We start from the raw sequence: 22786 nt of genomic DNA, 5'->3' as shown, positions 1-22786 counted from the left end.
GTTGGATCATGGTCGGGACGACGTCGGCCCTACTGGGTTTTATTGAGTCTACGTTAGGGCTTCCGGCGCAAGGCCAGTTCAGATTGATCACACTTCCAGACTGTGGGACGTGTAGTCTCGCGCGGTGGATGTCGTACGCACTGACGTGCTCGACCGGTTGGAGCGGTTCTACGACGCGGTGCCCCGGGACGGGGCGCGTACCGAGGAATTCGGCGCTCTGGTGCTCTTCGTCCGGGACGGCGCCGGATGGCCGTTCTACGCCCGCCCGCGGCTCGACGCCACCGCGCCGCCGTCGCTCGCCGACGTGACCGCGGTCCGGGCCCGGCAACGGGAGCTGGGCCTGCCCGAGGCGTTCGAGTGGGTGCACGAGATCACCCCGGACCTGCTCGCGGTGGCCCGCTCGGCGGGGCTGACCGTGCTGGAGGCGCCGCTGATGGTGCTCGACCCGGCGCGCCTGCCCGACCCGGCCACGCTCAGCGACGTACCGGTGCGGGTCCTCGACCCGGCGGACCCGGGCTTCGCGGCGGACGTGGCGGTGCGCCGGGCCGTCGCGGCGGTTGGCTTCTCCAACGGCGGCACCACACGCGGTGATGCCGGCCCGGCCGAGCGGGACGCCGCGGTCTCCCGGCTGGACGTGGCCACGCTGGAGGAGGACGCCACCCGGATCGCCGACGGCCGGCGGATCTCGGTGCTCGCCGAGAGCCCCGAGCAGGGGGCGTTGGCCAGCGGGATGGCGATGCGCGTCGACGACGTGGCGGAGATCGCCGGGGTGGCCACCCTGCCGGCGGCCCGTCGGCGCGGCCTCGGCGCGGCGGTGACCGCCACGCTCGCCCACGAGCTGCGCGCCGCCGGCACCGACCTGATCTTCCTCTCCGCCGGCAGCGAGGACATCGCCCGGGTCTACCTGCGGGTCGGCTTCCGCCGCATCGGCACCGCCTGCATCGCCGAGCCCGCCGCTCTGATCGGCTGACCCGGGCCGGCCGTGCGCCGGGAGATCAGGCGGGTGGGTGCCAGGAGGCGGCGGCGGAGGCGGCCGTGTTGCGCAGCCGGGGGCTGATCGTGCCGAGGGCCGCGTCGCGGGCGCGCAGCGCCAGGCGGCCCCGGGTCTGCAGGACCGCCGACATCCGGCGGGTCTGCCGCACCATGGTCGCCGCGCGGGGCCGGCGCAGCCGGTCGTACGCGGCCACCGCGTCGGGCAGCCGGGACTCGCGCAGCAGCGCGGAGAGGGTGGCCGCGTCCTCGAAGGCGAGGCAGGCGCCCTGCCCGAGGTGCGGAGGCATGGCGTGCGCGGCGTCGCCGAGCAGCACCAGGCCGCCCGGCCCGGCCGGGAAGCCGTACGCCCGGGGCAGCGGCCGCAGCTCGCGGATCTCCTGCTGCACCAGATCGACCGGCTCGGTGGCGTCGAGCAGCTCAGCGATCGGCGCCGGCCAGCCCGCGTACCAGCGCTTGAGCAGGGCGAGCTGGGTCTCCGCCGGCTCCGGGCGGGGCGCCCCCGCGGCGGTGGCCACCCAGTAGATGCCGCCCCGGCGGGAGGCGCCCGCGGCGCCCCGGTCGCCGAGCGAGGCGGCCACGAAGCGGTAGCCCGCGCCCAGCGTCTCCCCGGGCACCGGCAGGTCGTCGGGCAGCTTCGGGGCGCGGTACCAGGGGATCACGGCCCGCCAGGCGGCGCAGCCGGAACTCACCACCGCCGACTCCGGGGCGAGCTGCCGGCGGATCTCGCTGTCGGTGCCGTCGGCGGCCACCACCAGGTCCGCGGTCACGGTCTGCCGGCCGTCGCCGACCGCCGGGCGCTCCCCGCGAACCGCCCGCACCGTCCGCACGGTCACCCCGGTGCGCAGCTCCACCTGGTCACCGAGGCCGGCGATGAGCGCGTCGTGCAGGTCCTCCCGGTGCACCACGACCGGCATCCGCTCGGCCGGGGTGGGGCGGGGCTGCACCAGCCACTGCCCGTCGGGACGGCGGATCCCACCGTCGGGCAGCGGGGTGGCGATGGCGTCCAGCCCGGCGCCGAGCCCGAGGGCACGCAGCGCGCGTACCCCGTTGGGCCAGAGCACGACGGCGGTCGGCTCCGGACGGACCCGGTCGGACCGTTCGAGGAGGGTGACCCGCCACCCGGAGCGGGCCAGCACGCCGGCCACCGCCAGCCCGCCGAGGCCGGCGCCGACCACCACCGCGGTACGCATGACTCCCCCGCTCAGCTGTCCCGGTCGGCGGGGCGGGCGCCCGTGGCACCGGCCCGGTCCGCGTCACCGGCGGCATCGTCCGACCCGGCGGCGGTCACTTCGGCAACGTCCCCGGCCGCGACCGGCTCCGCGGTCTCGTCGGCTGCCGGCTCTCCGCCGGGTTCCTCCTCCGGCACGACGCCGGTCTCCTGGTACGCCCGGAACTGCTGCTCGCTGACCACCCGGTAGCCTTCCGGCGCGACCTGCCGCGGGCCGGCCTCCCGCGCGGAGAGGTCGACCTGCGACACGTCGCCACCCGTGGACGGCTCCGGGGCGGCGGCGACACCGATCGGGACCAGGTAATCGCGGGGCCCGCGGACGCGGACGGAGTAGATCAGCGCGCCGAGGAAGACCAGCGCCGCGGTCCAGACGTTGAGCCGCAGGCCGAGGATGTGGTTGGCCTCGTCGGTGCGCATCAGCTCGATCCAGAACCGGCCGGCCGTGTAGCCCATCACGTAGAGCGCGAAGGCCCGGCCCCGGCCGAACCGCAGCTTCCGGTCGAGGAGGAAGACCAGGGCGGCGACGCCGATGTTCCAGAGCGCCTCGTACAGGAAGGTCGGCTGGTAGAGCCCCGGCAGCAGGACCGGGTTGCCCGCGTCGTCGCGCAGCGCGTGCCCGGGGTGGTCCGGGTCCATCACGTGGACCTCCAGCCCCCAGGGCAGGCTGGTCCGGCCGCCGTAGAGCTCGTTGTTGAACCAGTTGCCGAGCCGGCCGACGGCCTGGGCCAGCGGCAGGCCCGGCGCCAACGCGTCGGCCACCACCGTCAACGGGATGCCGAGCTGCCGGGCGGCGATCCAGGCGCCGAGCGCGCCGCCGGCGACGGCGCCCCAGATGCCGAGGCCGCCCTCCCAGATGGCGAACGCCTTGAGCGGCTCACCGCCGGCGCCGAAGTATTTCTCCGGCGAGGTGATCACGTGGTAGATCCGGGCGCCGATGATGCCGGTCGGCACCGCCCAGACGGCGATGTCGAGCACCGCGCCGGGGGCGACGCCGCGCCGGCGCAGCCGGAGCTCGGTAACCACGCAGGCCAGCACGATGCCGACAATGATGCAGAGCGCGTACGCCCGGACCGGAACCGGTCCGAACTGCCAGACGGCGGTGCTGGGGCTGGGCAGGGCCGCCAGTGGGGTCATCGGGGCGAGGGTCACGGGAGAACACGGTACCGCTGCGGACCGCGCTCCCGGCACCCCGGTTCGTCGGCTTGACGGCTCGGGTGACTTCTGCTTTGCCCGGTCGTAGGCTCTCTGTCCATGAGCGCGCTCACCTGGGCGGTCGCCGCGGTCGTCACCGACCAGGCCGGCCGGGTGCTGCTCTGCCGCCGGTCCGGGCCCGGCCGGCGCTGGGCGCTGCCCGGTGGCCGCCCCCGACGCGACGAGAGCCCACTCGCCGCCGCAGTACGCGAGATCCGCGCGGAGACCGGCTGGGCGGTCGACCTGGTGGACCTGGTGGGCCTCTACCGGCTCGGCGAGCCCGGCGTGCCCCGGCCGCCGGCCGGCCGCTGCGGTGCCCTGCCGGACGTGCTGGTGCACGTGTTCCGCGCCCGGGTACGCGGCGACGCCCCGGCCGCCACTCCGGTCGGCGGCGACCTGTGCTGGTATCCGCCGGAGGGGCTGCCCGAGGCGCTGACCCCGACCACCCGGGCCGCCGTGGCGGACGCCCTCGCCGGGCGGTCGGGGGTGCTGCGGGAGGCGCGGCCGGACGGGGTCCCGCCCGGCCCCCGAGGCGCACCGGGGGGCGCGCTGGTCGACGGCGAACATGCCGTCGCGCCGCCCGCCGGCCTCTCGAGCTCACCCTGGCAGCGGCGAGAAACCTGACACCTTGCCCGGATCCGGGGCGAATCTCATGTCACGAACGACACCCGCAAACCACCGGCGCAGCACGAACTCACCGTCACCGACGCTGGCGCGGGTGGGGCGGGTCAGCGGGGTTCAGCGCGCCGGGTTGCGAACGCCCTCGGCGAGTTCGGCGCTGAGCGCCCGCAGCGCGGCGAGCCCGGTGGCCTGGTCCTGGGCGTCGAGCAGGCAGCGGATCAGCGCGCTGCCGACGATGACCCCGTCGGCGTACCCGGCGACGGTCCCGGCCTGCGCCCCGGTCCCCACGCCCAGCCCGACGCCGACCGGCAGGTCGGTGACCTCGCGCAGCCGGGAAACCAGGATCGGCGCCGCCGCGGAGGTCTGCGACCGGGCGCCGGTGACCCCCATCAACGCCGTGGCGTAGACGAAGCCGCGGCAGTGCTCGACGGTCATCTTGAGCCGCGCGTCCGTGGACGAGGGGGAGACCAGGAACGTCCGGTCCAGGCCGTACGCGTCGGAGGCGGCCAGCCACTCGCCGGCCTCCTCGGGGATGAGATCTGGGGTGATCAGGCCGGTGCCGCCGGCGGCGGCCAGGTCACGGGCGAAGGCGTCGACCCCGTACTGCTCGATCGGATTCCAGTAGGTCATGGTGACCACCTGCGCGCCGGTCGCCGCGACGGCCTCGATGATGCGCAGGGTGTCGGCGGTGCGCACCCCGCCGGCGAGGGCCAGGTCGCTGGCCCGCTGGATGACCGGGCCGTCCATCACCGGGTCGGAGTACGGGATCTCCACCTCGATGACGTCCACGCCCGCCTCGACCATGGCCTTCATCGCGGCGATGCTGCCCTCGACGGTCGGGAACCCGGCCGGCATGCAGCCGACCAGCACGGCCCGCCCGTCGGCGCGGGCCTTGTCGAAGGCGACCCCGATGCGGCTCATGGCTCTCACTCCTTGTCGAGGATGCCGAAGTACTGGCCGGCGGTGTGCACGTCCTTGTCGCCCCGGCCGGAAAGGTTGACCACGATGACCGGCTCCCGGCCCAGCTCGGCGGCGAGCTGCGGAGCGATCTTCAGGGCGCCGGCGAGCGCGTGCGAGCTCTCGATCGCCGGGATGATCCCCTCGGTGCGGCAGAGCAGCTCGAATGCGGCCATCGCCTCGTCGTCGTCGACCGGCAGGTACGTGGCCCGGCCCTGGTCGTGCAGCCACGCGTGCTCCGGCCCGACGCCCGGGTAGTCCAGGCCCGCCGAGATCGAGTGCGACTCGATCGTCTGCCCGTCCTCGTCCTGCAGCACGTACGTCCGGGTGCCGTGCAGCACCCCGGCGGAGCCGCCGGTGATGCTGGCCGCGTGCCGGCCGGTCGCCACGCCCTCGCCGCCGGCCTCGAAGCCGTACAGCCGCACCCCGGTGTCGGGCACGAAGGCGTGGAAGATGCCGAGCGCGTTGGAACCGCCGCCGACGCAGGCGGCGACCGCGTCCGGCAGCGCGCCGGTCAGGTCGAGGCACTGCTGGCGGGCCTCCTCGCCGATGCCGCGCACGAAGTCCCGGACCAGCTCCGGGAACGGGTGCGGGCCGGCGGCGGTGCCGATCAGGTAGTGCGTGGTGTCGACGTTGGCGACCCAGTCCCGCATCGCCTCGTTCATCGCGTCCTTCAGCGTCCGCGACCCGGTGGTGACCGGGACGACCGTGGCGCCGAGCATCCGCATCCGGGCCACGTTGAGCGCCTGCCGCTGGGTGTCGACCTCGCCCATGTAGACCACGCACTCGAGGTCGAACAGCGCGGCGGCGGTGGCGGTGGCCACGCCGTGCTGCCCGGCGCCGGTCTCGGCGATCACCCGGGTCTTGCCCATCCGCTTGGTGAGCAGTGCCTGGCCGAGCACGTTGCGGACCTTGTGCGCGCCGGTGTGGTTGAGGTCCTCCCGCTTGAGCAGGATCCGCGCCCCGGCCCGGGCGGAGAGCCGGGTGGCCGGGTAGAGCAGCGACGGGGTGCCCGCGTAGCCCCGCAGCAGACCGTCGAACTCGGCCCGGAAGGCCTCGTCGGTCATCGCCTTCCGGTACGCCGCGTCCAGCTCGTCGAGCGCCGCGACCAGCGCCTCCGGGACGAACCGGCCGCCGAACCGGCCGAAGTGACCGGCGGCGTCGGGTACCTGCGCGGCGGGGTCTGCGGCGTCGACGCTCATGCCGCCACCTCCCGCTGGTCGGCGGCGTCCTGAGGCTCCGTGGCGCTGCGCCTGACGATTCGCTCGCTGCGCTCGCTCATGGCGTGTCCTCTCGCTGCGTGTCGGGGGGCCCGGCGGGTCAGCGGACCGGGCGGGGCGTGGCCGGGTGGTTACCGGCGTTGACCAGCTCGGCCACCGCCTCGCGGGGGCTCTTTTGGGTGACCAGGCCCTCGCCGACCAGGACCGCGTCGGCGCCGGCCGAGGCGTACCGGATGAGGTCGTGCGGGCCGCGCACGCCGGACTCGGCGATCTTGACGACGCTGCTCGGCAGACCGGGCGCGATCCGCTCGAAGACGGAGCGGTCGACCTCCAGGGTACGCAGGTCACGGGCGTTGACGCCGATCACCTGCGCGCCGGCCTCCAGAGCCCGGTCGGCCTCTTCCTCGGTGTGCACCTCCACCAGGGCGGTCATGCCGAGCGACTCGATCCGCTCCAGCAGCCCGACGAGGACGTTCTGCTCCAGCGCGGCGACGATCAGCAGCACCAGGTCGGCGCCGTGCGCGCGCGCCTCGTGCACCTGGTAGCTGGAGACCACGAAGTCCTTGCGGAGCACCGGGATGTTCACCGCGGCCCGCACGGCGGCCAGGTCGTCCAGCGACCCGCCGAACCAGCGGCCCTCGGTGAGCACGCTGATCGCCCGGGCGCCGCCGGCCGCGTACTCGCCGGCCAGGTCGGCGGGATCGGCGATCTCGGCCAGCCGCCCCTTGGACGGCGACGAGCGCTTCACCTCGGCGATCACCGCCACGCCGGGCCGGCGCAGGGCCGCGTACGCGTCCAGCGGTGGCGGCGCGGCGGCGGCCAGCTCGCGGATGCGCTCCAGCGGAACCTGCTCCTGTCGCCGCGCCACGTCCTCGCGGACGCCGGCCAGGATCTCGTCGAGCACGCTTGCGGGCGCCGCCGGACCGGCTTCGTCCCCCTCCGCGTGCGCATGCTCAGCAGTCACCAACGGACTCCCCTCTCCGGGTGTCATGGGCCGATGCTAGGGGGCGCCACCTGGAGACAAGTCCCGGGGGTATGGCGCTCCTCACGAAATGGGCTGTGGCATGATGGCCGACTTCCGGTGAACGCGATGTCACGCTGTGCCACCCCCACCCATCGATTGTCGCCCATGCCTCGTCCCACCGCGACCGACTGACCCGCCAGGCCGTGACGGTCGTCGATGCTGTGACCAAGCTCAAGGACGGACGACCCTGCCCTGGTCGCCCCGGCTGCCGGACAGTTGACCCGGGCGTCACGACGGCGAAACGTGGGCCCGGCAGCATCGTCCTCGGGCAGACTCGATGAGGCGGCTGCCAATCGTCGCCAACGATCTCGTACGGGGTGACCATGAGCGCCAACGGGCCGCACCAGACCATCGGGTTCACCACCATCTCCCGGACCGTCGCCTCGCTCGCCGTCGGCGTGGTGCACACCCTGGAACGCGCCGTGATCGGCGACGCCCGGATGCGGACCGCCCGGGGCAACGCCTGGGAGGCGGTCTGCGCCGACCGGGCCCGGGCCGCGCAGCGCCGGGAGCTGGACCGCCTGGTGGCCGAGCTGGCCGCCGCCCGCGCCGCGGCCACCCAGCGGCGCGGCGCGCGGGACGCCCAGCCGATCAGCTGACCGTCGGGTCCTCGCCCCGGTCCAGCGCCTCCCAGGCGTCCCGGGTGCCCCGCTCGACCGCCGGCCGCTCCGGGCCGGACGGTTCCGCCGAACGGACCGGCCGCTCGTAGCGGGCGCCCATTGCCGGCCACCCCGCGCCCCGCGCCGCGGTGAGCACCCCGCCGGCGGCCGCGACCAGCCCACCGACCAGCACCAGCGCGGGCCACTGCCGACTCACCCCGGCCAGCGCGGTCAGGCCGTAGCCGCCGCCGGCCGCCACTGCCAGCCCGACCAGGGCCAGCAGGCCGCCCAGCAGCCGCCGGACCCGGCCCCGGGTGGCCAGCACCGCGCCACCGCCGGCCAACGTGACCAGGGCCAGCGCCGAGGCCCACGGCAGCAGCTCGGCACCGGTCCGGGTGTGCCGCGTGGGCGGCAGCGAACCCCGCGCGGTCAGCTCGACCGACCAGGTCCGGGTCACCGCCCAGAAGGCCAGGCCCGCCCCGGCCAGGCAGAGCAGCACCGCGTACGTCAGCTCGCGCCGCCCCCGCGCGGTGGGCGACCCGGTGGTCGGCGCGGTCATCGGGCCGGCCGGAGGGTCTCGGCGGCGGCGATCGCGGCGAGCACGGCGGCGGCCTTGTTCCGGGTCTCCTGCTCCTCGGCGGCCGGATCAGAATCGGCCACCACCCCCGCCCCGGCCTGCACGTACGCCCGGCCCTCGCGGATCAGCGCGGTGCGGATGGCGATGGCCATGTCCAGGTCGCCGCCGAAGCCGAAGTAGCCGACGGTGCCGCCGTAGAGGGCCCGGCGGACCGGCTCCAGCTCCTCGATGATCTCCATGGCCCGCACCTTCGGCGCGCCGGAGAGGGTGCCGGCGGGGAAGGTCGCGGCGAGCGCGTCGAAGGCGGTGCGGTCCGCGCGCAGCTCACCCACCACCGTGGAGACGATGTGCATGACGTGGCTGTACCGCTCGATGGTGGCGAACTCCGGCACCTCGACCGTGCCCGGGCGGCAGACCCGGCCCAGGTCGTTGCGGCCCAGGTCGACGAGCATGACGTGCTCGGCCCGCTCCTTCGGGTCGGCGAGCAGCTCGGCGGCGAGCCGGGCGTCCGCCTCCGGGGAGCCGCCGCGCGGCCGGGTGCCGGCGATCGGGTGCAGCAGCGCCCGCCGCCGCCCGTCCGCGCCGGTGCTCACCTTGAGGTGCGCCTCCGGCGAGGAGCCGACGATGTCGAAGCCGTCGAAGCGCAGCAGGTACATGTACGGGCTGGGGTTGGTGGTGCGCAGCACCCGGTAGACGTCCAGCGGGTCGGCGTGGGTGGGCCGCTCGAAGCGCTGGCTGAGCACGATCTGGAAGCACTCGCCGGCCCGGATCGCCTCCTTGGCCGCCGCCACCGCCTTCGGGTAGCCGCCCTCGGCCGTCCGGCTGACCACGTCCCCGACCGGCGGCCGGGCGACCGTCGAGATCATGGGCGGAATCGGTCGGGACAGCGCGGTGGTCATCGCGTCCAGCCGCCCCACCGCGTGGTGGTACGCCGCCGCCACCAGGGCCTCCCGGTCGGGCGCGTCGAGCGGAGGCAGCACCGCGTTGGCGACCAGGATCGCCGAGCCGTCATAGTGGTCGAGCACCACCAGGTCGGTGGCGAGCATCATGCCCAGCTCGGGCACGTCGAGGTCGTCCTCGGTCAGCTCGGGCAGCCGCTCGAAGCGGCGGACCAGGTCGTAGCCGAGGTAGCCGACCATGCCACCGGTGAGCGGCGGCATGCCGCTGGCCGGGTCCCAGGCCGGGCCGGCCAGGGCGGCGACGGTCTCGCGGAGCACCGTCACCGGGTCGCCGGACGCCGGCACACCGGCCGGGGGCTCGCCGGCCCAGAGCGCCGCGCCGCCCCGCTCGGTCAGCGTGGCGCTGCTGCGTACGCCGATGAACGAGTAGCGGGACCAGGCCATGCCGGCCGAGCCGACGCCCTGCTCGGCGGATTCCAGCAGGAACGTGCCCGGGCCGCCGGCCAGCTTGCGGTAGACACCGACCGGGGTCTCCGCGTCGGCGAGCAGCCGGCGGGTGACCGGGACGACCCGCCAGCGGGCCGCCAGGTCGGCGAAGGCGGCCGGGTCGGGGCTGACCGCGCCGTCGGTCATGAGGTCGCCTCCGGGGAGCTGACCGGCAGCTCGGTGAAGAAGCAGGTCCGGTGGCCGGTGTGGCAGGCGGCGCCGACCTGGTCGACGCTGACCAGCAGGGCGTCCCCGTCACAGTCCAGCGCCACGGAGCGGACGTACTGGTGGTGGCCGGAGGTGGCGCCCTTGACCCAGTATTCCTGGCGGCTGCGCGACCAGTAGGTGGCCCGGCCGGTGGTCAGCGTGCGGTGCAGCGCCTCGTCGTCCATCCAGGCGACCATCAGCACCTCGCCCGAGTCGTACTGGCGGACCACCGCGGCCACCAGGCCGTCGGGGGTACGGCGCAGCCGGGCGGCGATCGCCGGGTCGAGCCGGGACGGTCGGGCCGGGCCGGGGGCCACGGCGCCGCCGGAGTTGGCGGGGGCGCCGGTCACCGGCGCGTCAGAGGCGGGCACAGTGAGCCATTGTCCCGCACGCGGCACCGGCACCGTCGACGTGTCCCGGGAGGCGGGCGCGGGCCCGCCGAGGGCCCGGGTCAACTGCCCCAGGTAGCGGTCCAGCCGGCCGTCCGCCAGGGCGTCCGCCAGGTCCGCGCCGGCCGCCGCGGCGATCTCCCCGGCGTACGGGCGGACCAGCGGGACGATGCCGGTGACCAGCCGGCCGGCCGCCGCGCCGATCTCGCCGACGGCACCCGGGCGCAGCCCGAGACAGAGCAGCATGTCGTCGCGGTAGCCGGGCGGGGCGACCGGGAGGTCCAGCACGGCGTCGAGCGCGTCCCGGCGGGAGACCACCCGGACCGACGGGTTGACCAGCCGCAGCACGGACGGGCAGAGCCGGGCCAGGTCGGCGGCGGCGAGCCGGACGCCCAACGGGTCGTCGGCCGACCGGGCGGCGGCGACCTTGCCGAGGGTGGCGATCAGTTCCTCCAGCCGCGGCTCGTCGGCGGGCTGGCAGAGCACCGGCAGGTCGATCCGGCGCCGCCACTCCGGCACCGCCCAGATCAGCCGGGCCGGCGCGGTGACCGGCAGCCCGAACGCCCAGTCCGCCGGCTGGCCGAGCCGGCGCACCCAGGACCGGACGTCCCGGGTGGCCACCGACACGTGCACGAGGCGACCGTCGAACTCGGCCAGGTACGCCTGGTGCGCCACGTACGGGACGGCGGCGGACCCGGGCGGGTCCGCCGCCGGGGCCGCCGGCCGCGCCGATTCGTCGCCGGTCCGCTCCCCGTCGGCCACGACCAGCACGTCCACGTCCACGTCGCTGTGCTCGGTGGCGGCCCGGCGGGCGTGACTGCCGCGCAGCATGATGCCGACGACCGGCCGGTCGGCGGCCTGCCGAAGGCGGACGGCCCAGTCGTCGAGGAATCCGGACTCGGGCAGCGGAGCGGGACCCACGGCGACATGGTGCCGGACGTCCGATCTTCGGCGCAATGACCGCTGCCTGACCGGATGTCCGGTGCGATAGTTATCGACCGATGAATCTCATTGCTGCCTCGGGGTACCTTTCTCCGGCGACCGCGCCCGGCGGCACCGCCTCGCCGAGCCGGGCCAACTGCTCCGGGGTGAGCCGAAGGTCGGCCGCCGCCGCGTTCTCCTCGAGGTAGCGGACCCGCTTGGTGCCGGGGATGGGCAGGATGTCGTCCCCCTCGGCGAGCAGCCAGGCCAGCGCCACCTGGGCCGGCGTGGCACCGACCTCCCCGGCGATCGCCCGCACCTGGTCGACCAGCTTGAGGTTGGCGCCCAGGTTGCCCTCGGCGAACCGCGGCGCCCCGGCCCGCCAGTCGTCGCCGGCGAGTTGCTCCCGGCTGGTGATCGTCCCGGTGAGCAGCCCCCGCCCGACCGGCGAGTACGCCACCAGGGACACGCCCAGCTCCCGGCAGGTGGCCAGCATCTCCCCCTCGACGTCCCGGCTGAACAGGGAGTACTCGATCTGCACGGCGGCGATCGGGTGCACCGCGTGGGCGGCGCGCAGGGTGGCCGGACTGACCTCGGACAGGCCGATCAGCCGGACCTTGCCGGCCCGGACGAGCTCGGCCATCGCGCCGACGGTCTCCTCGATCGGCGTCTCCGGGTTGCGCCGGTGCAGGTAGTACAGGTCGATGGTGTCCACCCCGAGCCGGTCCAGCGACGCGTCGCACGCCTGCCTCGCCCAGGCCGCGCTGCTGTCCACGTACGCGCCGGGGGTGCCGGTGCCGGCGAAGCTGTCGCCGGTGGTGCGGTTGCCGAACTTGGTGGCCAGGAACACCTCGTCCCGGCGGGCCCGCACCACCGGGGCGAGCAGCCGCTCGTTCGCCCCGAAGCCGTACATGTCGGCGGTGTCCAGGTGGTTGACGCCCAGGTCGAGGGCCCGGTGCAGGGTGCGCGTCGACTCGGCGTCGTCGGCGCCCCCGTACGCGAAGCTCATGCCCATGCAGCCCAGGCCGATCGCCGAGACCTCCGGCCCGGTCGCGCCCACTCGTCGCCGGATCACGCCAGTTCCTCCTCCGCCCTGCGATACGCGTCGATCTTGTAGTCGAGCACCTTGAGGTCCTCCTCCAGCTCGGCCATCCGGGCCAGCACCCGGGCGCGGTGCGCCTCGAACAGCGCCCGCCGGGCGCCGAGCGTCCGGTCACCCTGCCGGGCGAGCTCGGCGTAGCGGCGCATGTCCCGCACCGGCATCCCGGTCCGCCGCAGCCGGGTGAGCAGGAACAGCCAGTTGACGTCGGCCTCGGTGTAGCGCCGACGCCCCGAGGAGTCCCGCCCCACCGGGGCGACCAGGCCCTCCTGCTCGTACCAGCGCAGCGTGTAGGTGGTCAGGCCGACCCGTTCCGCCGCCTCACCCACGGTGAGGCTCATCTCCCGCGTGCTGATGTCCACGCACCCCAGGCTTCCAGTTCGAGCGCACTCGAAGTCAACTCTTGTGCCGCGCGGCACAACTCAACTAGCGTCTATTTCAACGTCTGATGAGTTTTGGAGGCGGGCATGGACGACGCGGTCGTGGTCCGTGACCTGGTGGTCGACCGGGGCCGGCGGCGGGTGCTCCAGGGCATCTCCTGCGCGGTGCCCCGCGGCGCGGTCACCGGGCTGCTCGGGCCCAGCGGCAGCGGCAAGACCACCCTGATGCGCGCGATCGTCGGGGTGCAGACCGTCACCTCGGGCACGGTCACCGTGCTCGGCCGGCCCGCCGGCACCGCGGAGCTGCGCCACCGGGTCGGCTACCTCACCCAGGCACCCAGCGTCTACGCCGACCTGACCGTCCGGGAGAACGCGCGCTACTTCGCCGCGCTGCACGGGCGCGGCCGGGCCGAGGCGGATGGCGCGGTGGCCGACGTGGGCCTGACCCAGGCCGCCGACCAACTAGTCGGCACGCTCTCCGGCGGCCAGCGCAGCCGCGCCTCGCTGGCCTGCGCCCTGGTCGGCGACCCGGAGCTGGTCATCCTGGACGAGCCCACCGTCGGCCAGGACCCGGTGCTGCGGGCCGACCTGTGGGCCCGGTTCCACGCCATGGCCGCCGCCGGCACCACGCTGCTGGTGTCCAGCCACGTGATGGACGAGGCGGCCCGCTGCGACCGGCTGCTGCTCATCCGGGAGGGTCGGCTGATCGCCGACGACACGCCGGACGCGGTCCGCGCCGCCACCGGCGTCGACGACCTCGAAGAGGCGTTCCTGCGGCTGATCCGAGCGAGCGAGGCGGGTCACGCCGGCCAGCCCGGAGAGGTGTCGTGATGAATCCCCGGATCCTGGCCGCGACCATCGGGCGCATCCTGCGTCAGCTGCGGCACGACCGGCGCACCGTGGCGCTGCTCGTGGTGGTGCCGGCCGTGCTGCTCACCCTGGTCTACTTCATGTACGTCGACCAACCCCACCCGCCGGGGCGGCCCACCGTCTTCGACCGGGTGGCGCTGATCATGCTGGGCTTCTTCCCGTTCATCATCATGTTCCTGGTGACCAGCATCGCCATGCTGCGGGAGCGCACCACCGGCACCCTGGAGCGGCTGCTCACCACCCCGCTGGGCAAGCTCGACCTGCTCTTCGGCTACGGCATCGCGTTCGGGCTGGCCGGCGTGGTGCAGGCCACCATCGCCTCGGCCGTGGCGTACTGGGTGTTCGGCCTGACCACGGCCGGCAGCAGCGCGCTCGTGATCATGATCGCCGCGATCAACGCGGTACTCGCCGTCGCGCTCGGGCTGCTCTGTTCCGCCTTCGCCCGGACCGAGTTCCAGGCCGTGCAGTTCATGCCGGTGGTGGTCGCCCCGCAACTGCTGCTCTGCGGGCTCTTCGTGCCCCGGGGCCAGATGGCCGGCTGGCTCCAGGCGATCAGCGACGCGCTGCCCCTGTCGTACGCCGTGGAGGCGCTGCAGGAGGTCGGCGCGCACGCCAAGCCGACCACGACGATGTGGCGGGACGTGGCGATCGTCACCGGGGCGGCGCTGCTGGCGCTGGTGCTCGCCGCGGCCACGCTGCGCCGGCGGAGCGGATGAGGGCGCGGCGCACCGGCCGCCGGCCCGGCAACCCGGACACCCGGGAGGCGATCCTCGCGGCGGCCCGGACGGCGTTCGCCGAGCGCGGTTTCGACGCCGCCTCGATCCGGGCCATCGCCACCGCCGCGGGGGTGGATCCGGCCCTGGTGCACCACTACTTCGGGACCAAGGAGGAGCTGTTCCGGGCCACCGTGGCGATCCCGATCGACCCGGCCGAACTGCTGCCGGCCGTGCTGGCCGCCGGCCCGGACCGGGCCGGTGAGCGGCTGATCCGCACCTTCCTGTCGGTGTGGGACTCCCCGGTCGGCGGGGCGGCGGTGGCCCTGCTCCGCTCGGCGGTCAGCAACGAGTGGACGGCCCGGCTGCTGCGCGAGTTCCTGGTCACCCAGGTGCTGCGCCGGGTGCTCGACCAGCTCGACGTCGACCCGGCCGAGCTGCCGCTGCGCGGCGCGCTGGTCGGCAGCCAGCTGGCCGGCCTGGCCATGATGCGGTACGTCATCAGGCTCGAACCGGTCGCCTCCGCCGCCCCGGAGACCCTGGTCACCGCGATCGCCCCCACCGTCCAGCGCTACCTCACCGGCGACCTGTCCACCCCACCCCCAGCAGGTTGACCAAGAAGTTCGCGTCGGGATCCGGCCGACCGGAGACGCGAACTTCTTGATCAACGCGGGTCGGTGCGAGTGGTGGGGCGGGGTCAGCGGGTCTGTTCGAGCCAGGAGGCGTAGAGCAGGGCGTAGACCGAATCGGGGTCCTTGACCAGCTCGTCGTGGGGGCCGCGCTGGACGACGCGGCCCCGGTCCACCACGATCACCTCGTCGGCGGCCTGGGCGGTGGAGAGCCGGTGCGCGATGGCGAGCGTGGTCCGCCCCCGGGTGACCGCGTCCAGGGTGCGCGACAGGCGCACCTCGGTGGCCGGGTCGACGGCGCTGGTCGCCTCGTCCAGCACCAGCAGGTCGGGGTCGGCCACGTACGCCCGGGCCAGCGCGACCAGCTGCCGCTCGCCGACGCTGAGCGCCTCCCCGCGCTCCCCCACCGGGGTGTCCAGCCCGGCCGGCAACCCGTCCAGCCAGTCGGCCAGGCCCAGCTCGGAGAAGGCGGCGGTGAGCTGGGCGTCGGTCAGCTCGGGGCGGGCGAAGCGGACGTTCTCCCCCACCGTGGCGTCGAACAGGAAGCCGTCCTGCGGCACCATCACCACCCGGGAGCGCAGCGAGTCGAAGCGCACCTGGCGCAGCGACACGCCGGAGAGCAGCACCTCCCCGTCAGTGGGGTCCATCAGCCGGGTGAGCAGCTTGGCGAAGGTGGTCTTGCCGCTGCCGGTCTCCCCGACCACGGCCACCCGGCTCTTCGCGGGGATGTCCAGGGTCACGTCGTGCAGCACCGGCGGCCCGCCCGGGTAGGCGAAGGTCACCCCGGCGAAGCGGATGTCCAGCGGGCCGGGTGGCAGGTCCCGCCCCTGCCTGCCGGGGTCGGCCACGTCCGGCGCGACGTCCAGCACGTCGAGCACCCGGCGCCAGCCGGCGATCGCGTTCTGCGCCTCGTTGAGCACCTCGGTGGCGATCTGCACCGGCTGGATGAAGAGCGTCACCAGGAAGAGGAACGCGGTGAGCTGGCCGATGGACAGGGTGCGGTCCACGCCGAGGTTGACCCCGACCACCACCACTCCGGCCAGCGCCAGGCCGGCCGCCAGCTCCCCCACCGAGCTGCCCATGATGCTGATCCGGATGGCCCGCTGCTGGGCCTGCCGCTGCCCCTCGATCGCCGTGTCCAGCCGCCGGGCGGTCCGTCCGGCGATCCCGTACGCGCGGATCACCGGGGCGCCCACCACGCTCTCGCCGATGGTGCCGAGCAGGGTGCCCATCCGCTGGCGGACCAGGCCGTACGCGACGCCCAGCCGGCGCTGCAGCAGCCGGATCACCAGCACCGCCGGGGCGAACGCGCAGAGCACCACCAGGGTGAGCTGCCAGGAGTACGCCAGCATCACGGCCGTGGTGACCACCAGCTGGCCCAGGTTGACGATCAGGATCACCCCGCCCCACTGGAGGAACTGGGTGATCTGGTCGACGTCGCTGGTAACCCGGGAGACCAGCGAGCCGCGCCGCTCGGACTGCTGGTGCAGCATGGACAGGTCGTGCACGTGCCGGAAGGCCCGGGTCCGCACCCCGGCCAGGGCGGTCTCGCTGACCGTGAACAGCCGGCGCATCATCAGGTAGCCGCAGGTGGTGGTGACCACCAGCACGGCGGCGGCGGCGACCACGGTCAGCGCGACCACGTCCACGTCGAGGCCGCCGACGATGCCGTGGTCGATGCCACGCTGCACGGCCACCGGCACGGCCACCCGGCCGATCATGTAGACCAGCGCCAGCCCGAGCGTGCCGGCCAGCCCGGTCTTCAGCTCCGGGGAGAGCGCCAATCCGCGGCGCAGCGTACGCCAGGTCGACTCGGTCGCCTCGGCCGGCCGCTCGGCCTCCACAGTCGTGCTCACCAGTCCTGCCTCTCGTTCGCGACCGCGGGGCTCCGCTCCGCTGCACTCCTCGCGCTCACCGGTCAACCTCGACTTCCAGGCCGGAGGTCAGCGGGGTGACCTGGTCGTACGGGCGGGGCTGCTCGCGTTCCTGCTCGGCCTGCTCGTACGCGGTGACCAGGTCGGCGTAGCCGGGCACGGTGGCGAGCAGTTCGGGGTGCGTGCCGCGGGCGACCACCCGCCCGTGCTCGACGTAGATCACCTCGTCGGCGAGCGCGATGGTGGCCCGGCGGTACGCGACCACCAGGATCGACGCGGCCGCGCTGTGGCCATGATTCGGCCTCTGCGCCGTTGGGCGGCGCTCCGGACCGAATGACGGCCGGTCGGCCGGGGCGCGCAGCCCGGCCAGGATGGCCGCCTCCACCCGGGGGTCGACGGCGCTGGTGGCGTCGTCGAGCACCAGCAGCCGCGGCCGGCCCGCGAGGGCCCGGGCCAGGGTGAGCCGCTGCCGCTGGCCGCCGGAGAGCGAGGTGCCCCGCTCGCCGACCATGGTGTCCAGCCCGTCCGGGAGCGCGGCGACGAAGCCGTCCGCCTCGGCCAGCCGCAGCGCCGCCCAGACCTCGTCGTCGCCGATGCCGGGCCGGTCCAGGGTGATGTTGGCCCGGACGGTGTCGTCGAAGACGAACGGGATCTGGGCGACCAGGGCCACGTTCCCGGCGAGCGAGGCGGCGGTGAGGTCGCGGACGTCGACGCCGTCCAGGGTGACCGTGCCGGTGCGCGGGTCGACCAGGCGTACGGCCAGGGAGGCGATGGTGGACTTGCCGGCCCCGGTCGGCCCGACCAGGGCGACCGTCTTGCCAGCCGGCACGGTGAAGGTCACCTCGCCGAGCACCTCCGTGCCGGGCAGGTGCGCCTCGGCCGGCTCGTATCCGAAATGGACGTCGTGGAAGGCGAGGGTGGCCGGCGCCGGCGTGGCCGGGTCGAGCGTCACCTCGCCGTACGGCATCTCGCCGGTGGCGTCGAGGACCCGGCGCACCCGGTCCCAGCCGGCGACGCTGCGCGGCAGCTCGGCCAGCACCCAGCCGATGGCCCGGACCGGGAAGGCCAGCACGGTGAACAGGAAGGCGACGCTGACCAGCTCGGTGACGGTGATCGCACCCTGCCGGAGCCGGATCGCGCCGACCACCAGCACGGCGAGGGTACCGAGGCTGGGCAGGGTCTCCAGCATCGGGTCGAAGACGCCGCGCAGCTTGCCGACGGAGATCAGCGCGTCGCGCAGCTCCCCGGCGCGGGCGGCGAACCGGGCGGTCTCCTGCGCCTCGCGGCCCATCGTCTTGACCACCAGCGCGCCGTCGAAGCTCTCGTGGGCGATGCCGCTGACCTCGGCCCGCAGCCGCTGAGCGCGGGCCTGGCGGGGGGCCATCCGGCGGGAGTAGACCACGTTGAGGGCGAACAGCGCCGGGAAGACGGCGAGGCCGACCAGGGCGAGCGCCCAGTCGGTGAGGAACAGCGAGATCACCGCGCCGACCAGCATCACCAGGGTGCCGACCGCGAACGGCAGCGGCGCAATCGGATACCAGGCCGCCTCGACGTCGGAGTTGGCGTTGGAGAGCAGGGTGCCGGTGGCGTTGCGGTGGTGCCAGGCCAGCGGCAGGTCGAGGTAACGGCGGGTGACCCGACGGCGGTAGGCGGCCTGGAGCCGGTACTGCATGTAGCCGGCGCCGAGCCGGCGGCCGAAGATGCCGACCACCCGCAGCACGCTGATCCCGAACAGCGCCGCCGCGGCCAGCGCGAGCGTGCCGGTGGCCACCGAGCCGCGGGCGATGGCCGGGACCACCACCTTGCCGACCACCCCACCGACGACGTACGCGCTGGCGATCACCATGAGGCCGAAGAGCACGCTGCCGGCCACCGCGATCGCGAAGATCCGGGGTTGTTCCCGGATGGCCCGGCCGAGTACCCGCAGTCCCCTGCCGAGCACGTCCCGACTTGTCCCGCTCGCCACGCTCTCCCCCGCCGTAAGCCGCAATTTTCTCCCTCATCCTTACCGCTCGGTGCCAGATCCGCCGACCCGGCGGGCATATGTCCGCCGTCACCTTTCCGCGCCGACCGGGCTGACCAGGGCGGTTCGTCACGCCGACCGCCCGCCGGTCGCGGGCGCGGCGGCACCGTGGCGCGCCCGTCCCGGCCGCCGGGCCACCACCGGCCTACGATCGGGCCATGCCGCGGTACGCCCGATCGGAGCGCGAGGCGCTCGCCGATCTGCTGCTGGACCTGGGACCGGACGCGCCGACGATCGACGCGGGGTGGCGCACCCGCGACCTCGCGGCGCACCTGGCGGTGCGGGAGCGCCGGCCGGACGCCGCCGCCGGCATCCTGCTGCGGCCGCTGCGCCGCTACGGCGAGGCGGTCCGGCGACGGACGGCCGCGGGACCGTACGCGGAGCTGGTGGCGCGGGTGCGCCGCCCGCCGGTGTGGAGCCCGGTCAGCAACCCGCTGACCGACGAGCTGGCCAACACCCTGGAGTTCTTCATCCACCATGAGGACGTCCGCCGGGCGCAGCCGGGGTGGCTGCCGCGGGACCTGCCGGCGGGGTTGCAGGCGGTGCTCTGGAAGCGGGCCGCGGCGATGGCCCGGTTGGCGCTGCGCCGCTTCCCGGCGGATCTGCTGGTCCAGGCGCCCGGGTTCGGCGAGCGCACCGTCGGCCGCGGCGGCGACCGGCTGCGGGTGGTGGGCGCGCCCGGCGAACTGGCGCTCTTCCTCTCCGGGCGGCAACGGGTGGCGCGGGTGCAGGTGGACGGCCCGGCGGCGTCGGCCGAGCGGCTGCGGGCGGCCAGCCTGGGCTTCTGACGGCTGGGCGGAAACGGTCGCCGCGAAGTGTGAAGCAGCCCTCGGCCCGATCACCACGGCTGATCATTCCTGCCGTACGCTCTCGGCCACCCGCCCATTACCGAGGGCGGCGGGACAGGGGGACGGATGCGGAGCTTCGCGGTCTCGGCACTGCGCGAACCCCCCTTCCCGGTGCGCCGGCACACCGCCGTCGAGTTGGCCGCCGGGGAGAGCGCCGGGTGGGTACGCGAGCTGGGCCTGATCGAGGATCCCGCCGGACTGCGCCGGCTGGCCGGCGCCAGCCCGGCGGAGTTGGCCGGCCGGGCCTGCCCGGGCGCGCCGGTGGACCGGTTGCGCCTGCTGACCGACCTGATCTCCTGGCTGTTCGTGATGGACGACGCCTGCGACGAGGACGGCCTGGGCGCCAGCCCGACCCGGCTCGCGCCCACCGTGGCGGGGCTGCTGGCGGTGCTCGACCGGCACGGCGACCCGGACGGGCCGGTGCCGGCCGGCGTCGGGCCGCTCGGCGTCGCGCTGCACGACCTGTGCCGGCGGGTCCGCGCCCGGCAGCGGCCGGCCCTGCTGCTGCGGTTGGTCAGCCAGTTGCGGGAGTACCTGCTGGCGCTGCTCTGGGAGGCGGCCAACCGGGAGCACCGGCGGGTGCCCGGGGTGGCCGAGTACGTGCAGATGCGCCGGCACACCGGCGGGGCCCGGCCCAGCTTCACCCTCACCGACCTGGCGTACGACGCGGTGCCCGAGCCCGGGCGGCGGGCGGATCCGGCGCTGGCCGCCGTGGACGACCTCGCCGCCGACCTGGTCTGCTGGTGCAACGACCTCTTCTCGTACGGCAAGGAGCGCAGCAGCGCGCACAACCTGGTCACCACGATCGTCGGCGAGACCGGGCAGGACGAGGAGGCGGCGCTGCGCGCGGCGGCCGCCCGGTTCAACGCGGCGCTGGCGGCGTACGAGGAGCGGGAGTCGGCGCTGGCCGGGGCCGGCGACGAGGCGGTCCTCGCCTTCCTGACCACCCGGCGGAACTGGATCCGGGCCACCTACGACTGGTCGCTCGCCGCGTCCCGGTACGCCTGACCGGGCCGTTCCGCGTTCCGGGACGCGGCTCGGCGCAGTCCGCCAGGGCTAGCCGCCGCCCCGGTGGAGGCAATACTCTTCGGTAACCGCAGAATGGCGTGACCCCCGTCACGTCCCTCCACCCGAAGGCGGCTACAGCGATGGCTCTCGATGTACCGTACCGCTCCATCCCCGACATGTTCCTCAAGCGCGTGGCGGCCACCCCCGAGCGGCCCGCGTTCGCCCATGCCGCCGCGGACGACTCGGGGCCGGTGTGGCTGAACTGGGAGCAGGTCGGGCGGCGCGCCAAGGCGGTCGCGGCCGGGCTGCACGGGCTCGGGGTCGGCCTGGAGGACCCGGTGGCGATCCTGGCGAACACCCGGCTCGAGTGGGTGCTCGCCGACTTCGGCATCATGTGCGCCGGCGGGGCCACCACCACCGTCTACCCGACCACCGAGCCGGAGGACGCCACCTACATCATCGCCGACTCCGGGTCGCGGGTGCTCTTCGCCGAGAACCCGGCCCAGGCCGCGAAGATCGCCGGCAGCGACCTGCCGGCGCTGACCCACGTGGTGCTCTTCGACGGCGAGCCCGACCCGGCCGCCGCGGTCCCGCAGCTCACCCTGGCGGAGCTGGAGGCGCGGGGAGAGCGGGCGCTGGAGAACGAGCCGGACCTGATCGACATGCTGGTCGCCGGCATCGGCCCGGACCACCTGGCCACGCTGATCTACACCTCCGGCACCACCGGCCGGCCCAAGGGTGTCGAGCTGCTGCACGGCGGCTGGTGCTGGGAGGGGGTCGCCCAGGCCGAGCTGGGGCTGCTGCGCGACGACGACCTCCAGTACCTCTGGCTGCCGCTGTCGCACTCGTTCGGCAAGACGTTGCTCTGCGGCGTCACCCACGTCGGCCTGCCCACGTACGTCGACGGGCGGGTGGACAAGCTGGTCGAGATGCTCGGGGTGGTCCGGCCGACGCTGATGTGCGGCGCGCCCCGGATCTTCGAGAAGGTCTACAACAAGGTGGTCACCACGGCCCAGGACGCCGGGGGCGCGAAGGCGAAGATCTTCGCCTGGGGCGTCGCGGTGGGCAAGGAGAAGGTCGCGCGGGAGCAGGCCGGCAAGCCGCTCCCGTTTGGCCTGAAGCTGCGCTACGCGGTGGCCGAGAAGCTGGTCTTCAGCAAGCTCCAGGCCCGGCTCGGCGGCCGGATCCGGGTGCTCGTCTCCGGCGCGGCCCCGCTGAGCAAGGAGATCGGCACCTTCTTCGCCGCCGCCAACCTGCCCATCTCCGAGGGGTACGGCCTCACCGAGACCAGCGCGGGCAACTTCGTCAACCCGCCGGACGGGCTGCGGATCGGCACGGTCGGCAAGGCCATGGGCGACCTGGAGTGCCGGATCGACAGCGACGGCGAGATCCTGGTCCGGGGCCGGCCGGTGATGCGCGGCTACCACAACCTGCCCGAGGAGACCGCCGCCGCGTTCACCGAGGACGGCTTCTTCCGCACCGGCGACATCGGCAGCCTGGACGACGACGGCTACCTGCGGATCACCGACCGGAAGAAGGACCTGGTCAAGACCTCGGGCGGAAAGTACATCGCGCCGTCGCACATCGAGGGCATGTTCAAGGCCATCTGCCCGTACACCTCGCAGGCGGTGGTGATCGGGCAGGCCCGCAACTACTGCACCATGCTGGTCACCCTCGACCCGGACGCGATCAAGGGCTGGGCGGCCGGCGGCCCGCTCGAGGGCCGCGACTACCCCGAGATCGTCACCTCGCCGGAGGCGCAGGCGATGGTCGACGGCTACGTGGCGGAGCTGAACGCCAAGCTCAACCGCTGGGAGACGATCAAGAAGGTGACCATCCTCCCGCGCGACCTCACCATCGAGGACGGTGAGGTCACCCCGTCGCTGAAGATCAAGCGCCGGGGCGTGGAGAGCAACTTCGCCGCCGAGATCGAGAAGATGTACGCGGGCAGCCTCGCCGAGCTGTAGTCGCCCGTACCGTCCGGCGGCCGTGCCCCACCGTCCCGGGGCACGGCCGCCGGCCCTTTCGGC

General features: G+C 74.5%; 21 protein-coding genes and 1 pseudogene. 9 read left to right on the top strand and 13 right to left on the bottom strand.

The annotated features are described in order from the left end of the window. Positions 1-124 precede the first annotated feature (124 nt). Complete coding sequence (locus FXF52_RS12520) at positions 125-970, top strand: GNAT family N-acetyltransferase (protein WP_148796663.1); 846 nt, start codon at positions 125-127, stop codon at positions 968-970. 25 nt (positions 971-995) lie between these two features. Here the strand turns inward: FXF52_RS12520 and FXF52_RS12515 are convergent, their stop codons facing one another. After that, positions 996-2183, bottom strand: a complete 1188-nt coding sequence (locus FXF52_RS12515) for an NAD(P)/FAD-dependent oxidoreductase (protein WP_148796661.1) — start codon at positions 2181-2183, stop codon at positions 996-998. A gap of 11 nt (positions 2184-2194) precedes the next feature. After that, the gene (gene lgt, locus FXF52_RS12510; protein ID WP_148796657.1) at positions 2195-3370 is read right to left on the bottom strand and encodes a prolipoprotein diacylglyceryl transferase; all 1176 of its coding nucleotides are present in this window, start codon (positions 3368-3370) and stop codon (positions 2195-2197) included. A gap of 102 nt (positions 3371-3472) precedes the next feature. On the opposite strand from lgt, the gene FXF52_RS12505 reads away from it, so the two are divergent. Beyond that, positions 3473-4036, top strand: coding sequence for an NUDIX hydrolase (locus FXF52_RS12505; RefSeq protein ID WP_148796655.1), 564 nt, complete (start codon positions 3473-3475; stop codon positions 4034-4036). Between the two features lie 114 nt (positions 4037-4150). On the opposite strand, the gene trpA is transcribed toward FXF52_RS12505, so the two are convergent. The 3 genes from trpA to trpC form a co-directional block, all read right to left on the bottom strand. Continuing rightward, positions 4151-4954 carry a tryptophan synthase subunit alpha gene (trpA, locus tag FXF52_RS12500; RefSeq protein ID WP_148796653.1) on the bottom strand — a complete coding sequence of 268 codons (804 nt, stop codon included), beginning with the start codon at positions 4952-4954 and terminating at the stop codon, positions 4151-4153. Positions 4955-4959: 5 nt separating this feature from the next. Further along, positions 4960-6192, bottom strand: coding sequence for a tryptophan synthase subunit beta (gene trpB, locus FXF52_RS12495; protein WP_148796651.1), 1233 nt, complete (start codon positions 6190-6192; stop codon positions 4960-4962). Positions 6193-6310: 118 nt separating this feature from the next. After that, complete coding sequence (gene trpC / locus FXF52_RS12490; protein WP_187413470.1) at positions 6311-7114, bottom strand: indole-3-glycerol phosphate synthase TrpC; 804 nt, start codon at positions 7112-7114, stop codon at positions 6311-6313. A gap of 443 nt (positions 7115-7557) precedes the next feature. Here trpC and FXF52_RS12485 point away from each other — a divergent pair, with 443 nt between their 5' ends. Then, positions 7558-7833, top strand: coding sequence for a hypothetical protein (locus FXF52_RS12485; RefSeq protein ID WP_148796647.1), 276 nt, complete (start codon positions 7558-7560; stop codon positions 7831-7833). Here FXF52_RS12485 and FXF52_RS12480 read toward each other — a convergent pair. The 6 genes and pseudogenes from FXF52_RS12480 to FXF52_RS12460 all read right to left on the bottom strand — a co-directional run bounded on the left by FXF52_RS12480 (position 7826) and on the right by FXF52_RS12460 (position 12773). Further along, on the bottom strand, positions 7826-8392 hold the full coding sequence (locus FXF52_RS12480) for a Trp biosynthesis-associated membrane protein (RefSeq protein WP_148796645.1): 567 nt from the start codon (positions 8390-8392) through the stop codon (positions 7826-7828). The two genes, FXF52_RS12485 and FXF52_RS12480, sit on opposite strands and share 8 nt — an antisense overlap. After that, positions 8389-9942 carry an anthranilate synthase component I gene (locus tag FXF52_RS12475; RefSeq protein ID WP_148796643.1) on the bottom strand — a complete coding sequence of 518 codons (1554 nt, stop codon included), beginning with the start codon at positions 9940-9942 and terminating at the stop codon, positions 8389-8391. Before FXF52_RS12475 ends, FXF52_RS12480 begins: the two co-directional genes overlap by 4 nt. Further along, a complete protein-coding gene (hisI, locus tag FXF52_RS42980; RefSeq protein WP_370517951.1) occupies positions 9939-10373 on the bottom strand; it encodes a phosphoribosyl-AMP cyclohydrolase in 435 nt (144 codons plus the stop codon). Before hisI ends, FXF52_RS12475 begins: the two co-directional genes overlap by 4 nt. A gap of 180 nt (positions 10374-10553) precedes the next feature. Beyond that, a pseudogene (locus FXF52_RS42975) lies at positions 10554-11222 on the bottom strand (phosphoribosyl-AMP cyclohydrolase); the annotation flags it as partial. Positions 11223-11382: 160 nt separating this feature from the next. Next, positions 11383-12387, bottom strand: a complete 1005-nt coding sequence (locus tag FXF52_RS12465; RefSeq protein WP_148796641.1) for an aldo/keto reductase — start codon at positions 12385-12387, stop codon at positions 11383-11385. Next, a complete protein-coding gene (locus tag FXF52_RS12460; RefSeq protein WP_148796639.1) occupies positions 12384-12773 on the bottom strand; it encodes a MerR family transcriptional regulator in 390 nt (129 codons plus the stop codon). The genes FXF52_RS12465 and FXF52_RS12460 overlap by 4 nt, the downstream gene beginning before the upstream one ends. A gap of 105 nt (positions 12774-12878) precedes the next feature. On the opposite strand from FXF52_RS12460, the gene FXF52_RS12455 reads away from it, so the two are divergent. Genes FXF52_RS12455 through FXF52_RS12445 form a run of 3 tightly spaced genes read left to right on the top strand, consistent with a single transcriptional unit; the run spans position 12879 to position 14988 of the window. After that, positions 12879-13622, top strand: a complete 744-nt coding sequence (locus FXF52_RS12455; RefSeq protein WP_148796637.1) for an ABC transporter ATP-binding protein — start codon at positions 12879-12881, stop codon at positions 13620-13622. Beyond that, positions 13622-14377, top strand: coding sequence for an ABC transporter permease (locus FXF52_RS12450; RefSeq protein WP_148796635.1), 756 nt, complete (start codon positions 13622-13624; stop codon positions 14375-14377). The genes FXF52_RS12455 and FXF52_RS12450 overlap by 1 nt, the downstream gene beginning before the upstream one ends. Beyond that, entirely contained in the window at positions 14374-14988 is a 615-nt protein-coding gene (locus FXF52_RS12445; RefSeq protein WP_148796633.1) for a TetR/AcrR family transcriptional regulator, read from the top strand. Before FXF52_RS12450 ends, FXF52_RS12445 begins: the two co-directional genes overlap by 4 nt. An 83-nt stretch (positions 14989-15071) precedes the next feature. Here FXF52_RS12445 and FXF52_RS12440 read toward each other — a convergent pair whose 3' ends face one another. Together FXF52_RS12440 and FXF52_RS12435 are read right to left on the bottom strand one after the other, a co-directional pair. After that, positions 15072-16862, bottom strand: a complete 1791-nt coding sequence (locus FXF52_RS12440; protein ID WP_370517950.1) for an ABC transporter ATP-binding protein — start codon at positions 16860-16862, stop codon at positions 15072-15074. Positions 16863-16914: 52 nt separating this feature from the next. Next, positions 16915-18843, bottom strand: a complete 1929-nt coding sequence (locus FXF52_RS12435; protein WP_148796630.1) for an ABC transporter ATP-binding protein — start codon at positions 18841-18843, stop codon at positions 16915-16917. 215 nt (positions 18844-19058) lie between these two features. On the opposite strand from FXF52_RS12435, the gene FXF52_RS12430 reads away from it, so the two are divergent. From FXF52_RS12430 to FXF52_RS12420, 3 genes are all read left to right on the top strand, one after another. Continuing rightward, positions 19059-19688, top strand: coding sequence for a TIGR03085 family metal-binding protein (locus tag FXF52_RS12430; RefSeq protein ID WP_148796628.1), 630 nt, complete (start codon positions 19059-19061; stop codon positions 19686-19688). A 126-nt stretch (positions 19689-19814) separates the two neighbouring features. Continuing rightward, on the top strand, positions 19815-20756 hold the full coding sequence (locus tag FXF52_RS12425) for a terpene synthase (protein WP_148796626.1): 942 nt from the start codon (positions 19815-19817) through the stop codon (positions 20754-20756). A gap of 140 nt (positions 20757-20896) precedes the next feature. Beyond that, positions 20897-22723 carry a long-chain fatty acid--CoA ligase gene (locus tag FXF52_RS12420; RefSeq protein ID WP_148796624.1) on the top strand — a complete coding sequence of 609 codons (1827 nt, stop codon included), beginning with the start codon at positions 20897-20899 and terminating at the stop codon, positions 22721-22723. Positions 22724-22786: the final 63 nt, after the last annotated feature.

Origin of the sequence: Micromonospora sp. MP36 (assembly GCF_008119785.1) — a bacterium.
Lineage (GTDB): Bacteria > Actinomycetota > Actinomycetes > Mycobacteriales > Micromonosporaceae > Micromonospora.
The sequence above is the reverse complement of the archived record's forward strand: the minus strand, read 5'-3'. Positions and strand labels throughout refer to the sequence as shown.

What these genes read in the sequence shown, in the direction of transcription:
- FXF52_RS12515 (WP_148796661.1), bottom strand. Translation starts at nt 2,183, where the DNA reads ATGCGTACCGCGGTGGTGGTCGGCGCCGGCCTCGGCGGGCTGGCGGTG.
- FXF52_RS12505 (WP_148796655.1), top strand. Translation starts at nt 3,473, where the DNA reads ATGAGCGCGCTCACCTGGGCGGTCGCCGCGGTCGTCACCGACCAGGCC.
- trpA (WP_148796653.1), bottom strand. Translation starts at nt 4,954, where the DNA reads ATGAGCCGCATCGGGGTCGCCTTCGACAAGGCCCGCGCCGACGGGCGG.
- trpB (WP_148796651.1), bottom strand. Translation starts at nt 6,192, where the DNA reads ATGAGCGTCGACGCCGCAGACCCCGCCGCGCAGGTACCCGACGCCGCC.
- FXF52_RS12485 (WP_148796647.1), top strand. Translation starts at nt 7,558, where the DNA reads ATGAGCGCCAACGGGCCGCACCAGACCATCGGGTTCACCACCATCTCC.
- FXF52_RS12480 (WP_148796645.1), bottom strand. Translation starts at nt 8,392, where the DNA reads ATGACCGCGCCGACCACCGGGTCGCCCACCGCGCGGGGGCGGCGCGAG.
- FXF52_RS12475 (WP_148796643.1), bottom strand. Translation starts at nt 9,942, where the DNA reads ATGACCGACGGCGCGGTCAGCCCCGACCCGGCCGCCTTCGCCGACCTG.
- FXF52_RS12455 (WP_148796637.1), top strand. Translation starts at nt 12,879, where the DNA reads ATGGACGACGCGGTCGTGGTCCGTGACCTGGTGGTCGACCGGGGCCGG.
- FXF52_RS12450 (WP_148796635.1), top strand. Translation starts at nt 13,622, where the DNA reads ATGAATCCCCGGATCCTGGCCGCGACCATCGGGCGCATCCTGCGTCAG.
- FXF52_RS12445 (WP_148796633.1), top strand. Translation starts at nt 14,374, where the DNA reads ATGAGGGCGCGGCGCACCGGCCGCCGGCCCGGCAACCCGGACACCCGG.
- FXF52_RS12430 (WP_148796628.1), top strand. Translation starts at nt 19,059, where the DNA reads ATGCCGCGGTACGCCCGATCGGAGCGCGAGGCGCTCGCCGATCTGCTG.
- FXF52_RS12425 (WP_148796626.1), top strand. Translation starts at nt 19,815, where the DNA reads ATGCGGAGCTTCGCGGTCTCGGCACTGCGCGAACCCCCCTTCCCGGTG.
- FXF52_RS12420 (WP_148796624.1), top strand. Translation starts at nt 20,897, where the DNA reads ATGGCTCTCGATGTACCGTACCGCTCCATCCCCGACATGTTCCTCAAG.